5 protein-coding genes and 2 pseudogenes are annotated in these 6,000 nt (G+C 68.3%); 3 read left to right on the forward strand and 4 right to left on the reverse strand.

Features of this window, described 5'->3' with window-relative positions:
* Positions 1-22 precede the first annotated feature (22 nt).
* The 3 genes and pseudogenes from HNQ79_RS31135 to HNQ79_RS31145 all read right to left on the reverse strand — a co-directional run.
* Positions 23-1,339 (reverse strand): annotated as a pseudogene (locus HNQ79_RS31135) (ISAzo13 family transposase); the annotation flags it as partial.
* Entirely contained in the window at positions 1,260-1,694 is a 435-nt protein-coding gene (locus HNQ79_RS31140) for a transposase (protein ID WP_376700007.1), read from the reverse strand. The pseudogene HNQ79_RS31135 and the gene HNQ79_RS31140, both read right to left, overlap by 80 nt.
* Positions 1,695-1,910: 216 nt before the next feature.
* Complete coding sequence (locus tag HNQ79_RS31145) at positions 1,911-2,945, reverse strand: LuxR C-terminal-related transcriptional regulator (RefSeq protein WP_185036332.1); 1,035 nt, start codon at positions 2,943-2,945, stop codon at positions 1,911-1,913.
* A 96-nt stretch (positions 2,946-3,041) separates the two neighbouring features.
* On the opposite strand from HNQ79_RS31145, the gene HNQ79_RS31150 reads away from it, so the two are divergent.
* From HNQ79_RS31150 to HNQ79_RS31160, 3 genes and pseudogenes are all read left to right on the forward strand, one after another.
* Entirely contained in the window at positions 3,042-3,446 is a 405-nt protein-coding gene (locus tag HNQ79_RS31150; RefSeq protein WP_185036333.1) for a hypothetical protein, read from the forward strand.
* Between the two features lie 53 nt (positions 3,447-3,499).
* On the forward strand, positions 3,500-4,273 hold the full coding sequence (locus HNQ79_RS31155) for an SDR family oxidoreductase (RefSeq protein WP_185036334.1): 774 nt from the start codon (positions 3,500-3,502) through the stop codon (positions 4,271-4,273).
* Positions 4,274-4,281: 8 nt separating this feature from the next.
* Positions 4,282-4,434 (forward strand): annotated as a pseudogene (locus HNQ79_RS31160) (IS5/IS1182 family transposase); the annotation flags it as partial.
* A gap of 19 nt (positions 4,435-4,453) precedes the next feature.
* Here HNQ79_RS31160 and HNQ79_RS31165 read toward each other — a convergent pair.
* A complete protein-coding gene (locus tag HNQ79_RS31165; protein WP_185036335.1) occupies positions 4,454-5,338 on the reverse strand; it encodes a potassium channel family protein in 885 nt (294 codons plus the stop codon).
* Positions 5,339-6,000 lie beyond the last annotated feature (662 nt).

The following is a 6,000-nucleotide window of genomic DNA, read 5'->3' on the forward strand; positions in this document are numbered from 1 at the left end:
GCGGACCGCCCCTCCAACGAGTGGCGGCGTCGCTGGTAGTGGCCTTGCCGGGCGACGGCCTGCTCGCGGTCATGGCCGGGTCGGTCCGGTGAGTCGTGGCCGGCGCGTCGGGCGCTCGCGGTGGAACGGGAGACAGTGTGTAGTTCCAGTCACCGTGGAAGGTGTTGGGTGTATCGGAAGGGGCGTGGGACTCGGCGGGTGTGACGCTGATGCCGAGGTCGTAGCTGCCTGCGTCCAGTTCGGCCCCGATGGTCAGGCCGGTCCTGGTTGTCGTGGCGGCGATGGTTTCGAGGACGACCTGGTAACTGGTCAGCGGTCGTCCTCGCCAGTTCGCGGTGATGTGACAGAACATCCGGTGTTCTATCTTGTTCCACTTCGAAGTTCCCGGCGGTAGGTGACGGACCGTGATCTCCAGGCCGCTCTCTCGTGCGAAGGCGGCAAGGTTGCTTTTCCAGGTCCAGCGGCGGGGGTCGTTGGAGCCGCCGGAGTCGGCGGTGATCAGGAGCTTGTCGGCATTGGGGTGGTCCGCCCGTCCGCGGTGCTGCCACCAGCGTCGGATGGACTCCACCGCGAACTCGGCGGTGTCGTGGTCGGTGCCGACGTTGACCCATCCGCTGTTGTTGGCAATGTCGTAGATCCCGTAGGCAATCGCCATGGGCTGGTCGTTGGCGGTGAACGTGTGGCAGTCCACCTTGATCGCGTTCTTGCCCGGCCGCCAGGTGCGACCGGGCCGGTCCCGGTTGCCGAGCCATTCCTTGGCCTTGGTGTCGACGCTGATCACCGGCTGGGCATCGTTGAGGAACGCGGCGGCGGTGGCATTCAGGTGGGTGAACTGGGCATCGCGGTCCGGATGGCTGATGCCCTCTGTTGTCTTCGCGGTTCCCTGCAGGCTGTAGCCCAGGGTGTGCAGCAGGTGTCCGACGGTTGAAGCGCTGACCGGGTGGCCCTGTGCGGTGAGGGTCGAGGCCAGGGCCCGTAACGACAGTGTGGTCCATCGCAACGGGGAGACGGGGTCGCCTCGGGTGTGCGGCTCGATCAGCGACTCCAGCGCGGGCATCAGGCCAGGATCGGTGTCTGTCAGCCGCTTGCGGCCCGCACCTGGAGCCCGGACGCGCAGGGTCGGTGAGGAGCGACCGTCCAACTCGGCCATACCTCGCGCGATGGTTGCAGTGCTGGTGCCGGAGGCGGCGGCGACCCGGACAATCCCGCCACGGCCGAGGGCCGTCGCCTCACTGGCCAGGTACAACCGACGGCGGCGCTCATCGAAGTGCGGCAGAATCTGATCGAACTTGGCCCGCAGAGCACCAGCGGCAACACGGCCTGACAGACACAGAGTCATGTCTCAGGCTCCCACCAATACCCCTCCGCCGAGCACTTATTGAAATACGGGCCCCGGCGGTGCCGGAGTACTGGCGCTGGACGCCTGCGGAGGTAGTGCCCTTCTTGAGGAAACCGGTGTCATCGAGGATGAGCACCCCGCCGTCCTCGCCGAGTTCGTCAGCGACGTATGTCTGCAGGTCGTCGCGGACATCGTCGGCATTCCAGTTGGCCCGGCTCAGTAGGTTCGGCCAGTTGCCAGCCGTTCTTGCGGCCGACCGGGCCGAGCAGGGCGCGGACGTAGTCACGCATGCGGCCCCGCAGGTCGGCGCGGCCGAAACGGTGGCCGATGCGCAAGAAGAGGTCGTTGACTTCACGGTCCCAGGTTGCGTCGGCAAGGTCGTCGATCATGCGGGGAGGCTTCCCTCATCACCGCTCAGACAGTTCCCGCCGCCACTCGTTGGAGGGGCGGTCCGCCAAGACCGCCCCTGACACACCATTAGCCAACTACACTTCCGACGGCGCCCCTGACCAGGCCATATAGCGAAACGCTGCCGGAGTACTAACGAAAAACTCAGTAATCACTCGTCCGGTCACAGGCCCAGGACCGTCGCCACCAGTTCGCTGCGGCTGCGGACACCGGTCTTCGCGAACACACTCTTCAGATGGTCCTGCACGGTCGCCGCGGTGATGTGCAGTTCCACGGCGATGGTCCGCGACGGCAGACCGGCGACGACTCGCGCCAGCACGTCCCGCTCGCGCGGTGTAAGCCCGTACGCGAGCAGCAGTATCTCGGCCACGTCGGCGGCCGGCGCCGGATGTACCGTCACGGCGATGGCCGCCGGGTGCGGGCCACCACTCAGCGGCGAGGCCTGGACGGAGAGCCACCGGCCCGAGCGGCTGCGGATGCGTCCGTACGCCGGCAGCTCAGCGCCCCTTCCCCGTGCGGCCACCTCCAGGATCGCGGACGGCAGTTCCGCCTGCGACGGGCCCAGCTCGTCCCGCCAGAGTTTCGCGGCCAGGTTCTCCGAAAACAGCCGCAAGTCCTGGTCGAGCAGGAGCACTCCGGCCTCGGACGGGCCCGCAGCGGTGTCGTCGGGTGCCCGGTGGGCGGCCCGGCGCAGGGCCACACCGACCGGGGCGGACAGCCGCCGCAGGACGCCGACGTCGGCCGGGGTGAAGTCGGGTCGCCGGCCGCCGCGGAAGAGGGCGACGACGCCCCAGCATCGGCCGTCCACCACGAAGCCCGCCCGCAGCTCGTGCCGTGCGTCGATCATCGGCAGCACGGTCCGGTAGCGGTGGCTGGATTCCGGATCACCGCCGGTGGCCGCACCCAGCGTGCCCGCGGAAACCTCGGAGCGGGCCAGCGCCGCGAACTTCAGGACGTCGTCCACCAGGTACTCGTTGTGCGCGGCGGCCGCGGCCGCCTCCGGTACGAGCCCGGCGCTGACTTGGTCGGCGGTCAGCAGCGTCATCGGGTCGATCGTGCTGAAGCAGTAGGAGTCGGCCGGGATGAGGCGTGTCAGCCGGTCGGCGATCCGGCGGCGCAGTATTCGGGAGTCGAGGTCGAGACGGCAGATCGCCTCGATGTCGCGCACGGTCTCGCGCCGGGCCATCGGGGAACTCACCCTTGCCACGGTATCCCAGAAATGTGGGAGGGCCGCCCGACCTCCAGGCGCCTACCGTGGGTCCGAGAAACCCCAGGTCACCGGAGGTACACCGACATGTCCCCGTCCATGCTCAACGTCGGACTGGATCCAGCGCTGGTGGACGACGCGCCCTCGTCACGGGCGGCGTTCCCTGAAATCGACGCCGAGGCGGTCCGGGCCGGAATGGCCGCGGGCCGGGCTCGGCTCGAGGAGCTCGGCCTCAGCGTCGATGTCTGCCTGCTCGACTACGGCCGCACGGCCGAGGCGGTCTTTCGCGCCGCGTTGACCGCCAAGGACTACGACATCGTGCTGATCGGCGCCGGCGTCCGGCTGGACCCGGAGCTGACCCCGCTGCTGGAGGTGCTGGTCAACACCACCCACGAGCTGGCACCCGACGCGAAGCTCTGCTTCAACGTCAGCCCGACGACGGCTGTCGAAGCCGTCCAGCGGTGGTGGCCCGAACACAAGCCGCTGGTCTAGGCGCTCCATAGCACTCAAGAGACGATTCGATGAACGGGAGGCGGTCTTCCGCCATGTCGGCAAGAGCACTCGAGGACAAGGTCGCACTGGTCACCGGCGGCAGCCGGGGCATCGGCCGGGCGATCGCGGAGCGGCTCGCCCAGGACGGCGCCGCCGTCGGCGTCACCTACGCCCGCGACGAGACGGCGGCGAGCGAGACCGTCGGAAACATCCGCAAGAACGGAGGACGGGCCTTCGCACTCCAGGCGGGGCTGGGCGAACGCGGCGACGCGGCCCGCCTCTGGGCCGCCTTCGACGCCGCGGGCACGGAGCACGTGCCCGACGGGAAGCTCGACATCATCGTCAACAACGTCGGCATCGGGGATTTCGCATCCCTGGAGTCGTTGACCGAGGACGCCTTCGACAAGGTCTTCGCCGTGAACGTGCGTGCACCGTTCTTCGTCACGCAGCAGGGACTGCCGCACCTGCGCGACGGGGGCCGGATCATCAACATCTCCAGCTCCGTGGCCCGCCTGGCCACGCCGGGAATGATCGCCTACGGCGCCACCAAGGGAGCCCTGGACAACTTCAGTCTCGCCCTCGCCAAGGAGCTGGGCCCCCGGGGCATCACGGTCAACTCGGTGGCCCCCGGAACCGTCCTCACCGATGCCAGCGCGGCCACCCTGCTGGGCGATCCGCATGCCGAGGCGCAAGCGGCGTCTCTTGCCGCCCTCGGCCGGATCGGGCGGCCGGAAGACATGGCCGACATCGTGGCCTTCCTCGCCTCCGACGACGCACGCTGGGTAACCGGCCAGGTCATCGACGCAACGGGAGGCACGGCCCTCTGACGTGCTAGGAGAGGAACACCGTCAAGCGGCTGATCAACAAGATGAAGGCCTGGCGTGGCATCGCCACCCGGTACGACAAGTCTCCCGACAGCTACCTCGCCGGCCTCCACCTACGCGCCTCGATGATCTGGCTTAAGGACCTCACCCGAGCCACCCATTGATCGGAACTCAATACGGTCCCTAGTAGTTGGTGGCCCGGATGGGGAGGCGTCCGTGGTCGTGTGCGTAGGCGGCGAAAATGTGTTCGGGATTGCCCTCGATTCTGAGGAACTGCCGTCCCAGTACTGTCGCGAGGCTTTCCAGCGCGTGGGTCAGCATGGCTGCGCTCATGCGGACATCGTCTCTCCGCGATTGGCGGCCCTCGGCTGCGAGATCCGCGGCGTAGCTGGTCATCGCGGCCAGGGAGGGGCTGTCGTCGCTGTCTGGGAAGTAGTACATCTGGGAGTGTTGGTTCAGGTCGACGCTGACCTGGCTGACCTGGACCGCCAGGCTTTCCAGCAGGTGGGCAATGAACGCCGTGTCCACCGGGCTCACGGTCTCCCGTGCGGTGCGCAGCGATGCGAGGTGGAGGGCCAGGACGCGCCTGCGGGCCAGGGCCGGGTAGGTCTGTCCCACCCAGGAGACCGCCGCTGTCAGGAGGGCGAATCCGATCAGTGCCTGGAGGGGGGCGGCGATGCGGAGCCAGGCATCGGTCGGAACGATATCGCCGAAGCCGAGGGTGGCGACGCCGACGAGTGAGAGATAGAGCGCGTCGAGAAGGTCGGCACGCTGTCGGGGCTGGAGGCCGGGGCTGAAGGAGAAGCCTTCGGGCATGTGGGCGAAGTAGATGAGCGTCCAGCCGGCCACGACGATCGATGTCCATCCCAGGATCACCGCGACCATGGCGGTCGGCCCGGCGACAGCGGTGAGGCCCGGCCTGCTGACGCGCCGGGACAAGCGCCACAGCCCGTGCAGCATCAGCGCGCTCAGACTGCCGCGTCCGCTGGGATGCCACAGCGTGTGGAACACGTCGCGCAACGCCACCAGAACCAGACCAACTCCTGCCGCAGAGATGAACCAGTTCATGCGGCTACCTCAGTGTGGCCCGTGACAGCTGTGCCGGGCGCACGAGTTCTGTGGATCACGGGCGTGGTGGACATGCGATTGATCATGGCAGAGGCGTTTCGCGTGGATGGGACTTATCGAGACTGCATCGAACAGCGGGCTCCGTGCCTCAGCGCGTGCCCGGCTTGTCTCCGTTCACACGCGGACCTCTCGACCCGCCCCGGAGCGGGTGCTCGGTCCCCGGGCGTCCCTGAACCGCGGGCTCTGCGGCGTCCCGCCGACGACGCAGCGAAACTCAGGGGCGGCTTGAACCGGGCGGAGTTGAGGGAGTCCTGCGGACGGACTCCGCTGCTGCACCGCCCTGACCGGCTACGACTCCCCCGCCCGACCGACCGTCGTACACGGCAGCTCCCTCACCCGCATGCCACGGCGGGATGAGCGTCGGGTGGACAGCGGTACCAGAACTCGCAGCGGTGTGCGGGCCTCAGCCATCCGCCACTCACACCCGCTACGCGCCGGGCCATTTGGGCCGTCCGGGGCATCGGGGCGTGTACCTACACATGCCTGCGGCGGCGAAGGGGAAGCGGGGTGGCATGGTGGACATTCTGCTCACGGTTGCCGGTGCGCTCACTCTCGTCGTGGCGGCGTTCTCGGCGGTCATTCAACGGCTGCCGCTGAGCGGC

The organism is Streptomyces candidus, assembly GCF_014207445.1.
GTDB classification, from domain to species: domain Bacteria; phylum Actinomycetota; class Actinomycetes; order Streptomycetales; family Streptomycetaceae; genus Streptomyces; species Streptomyces candidus.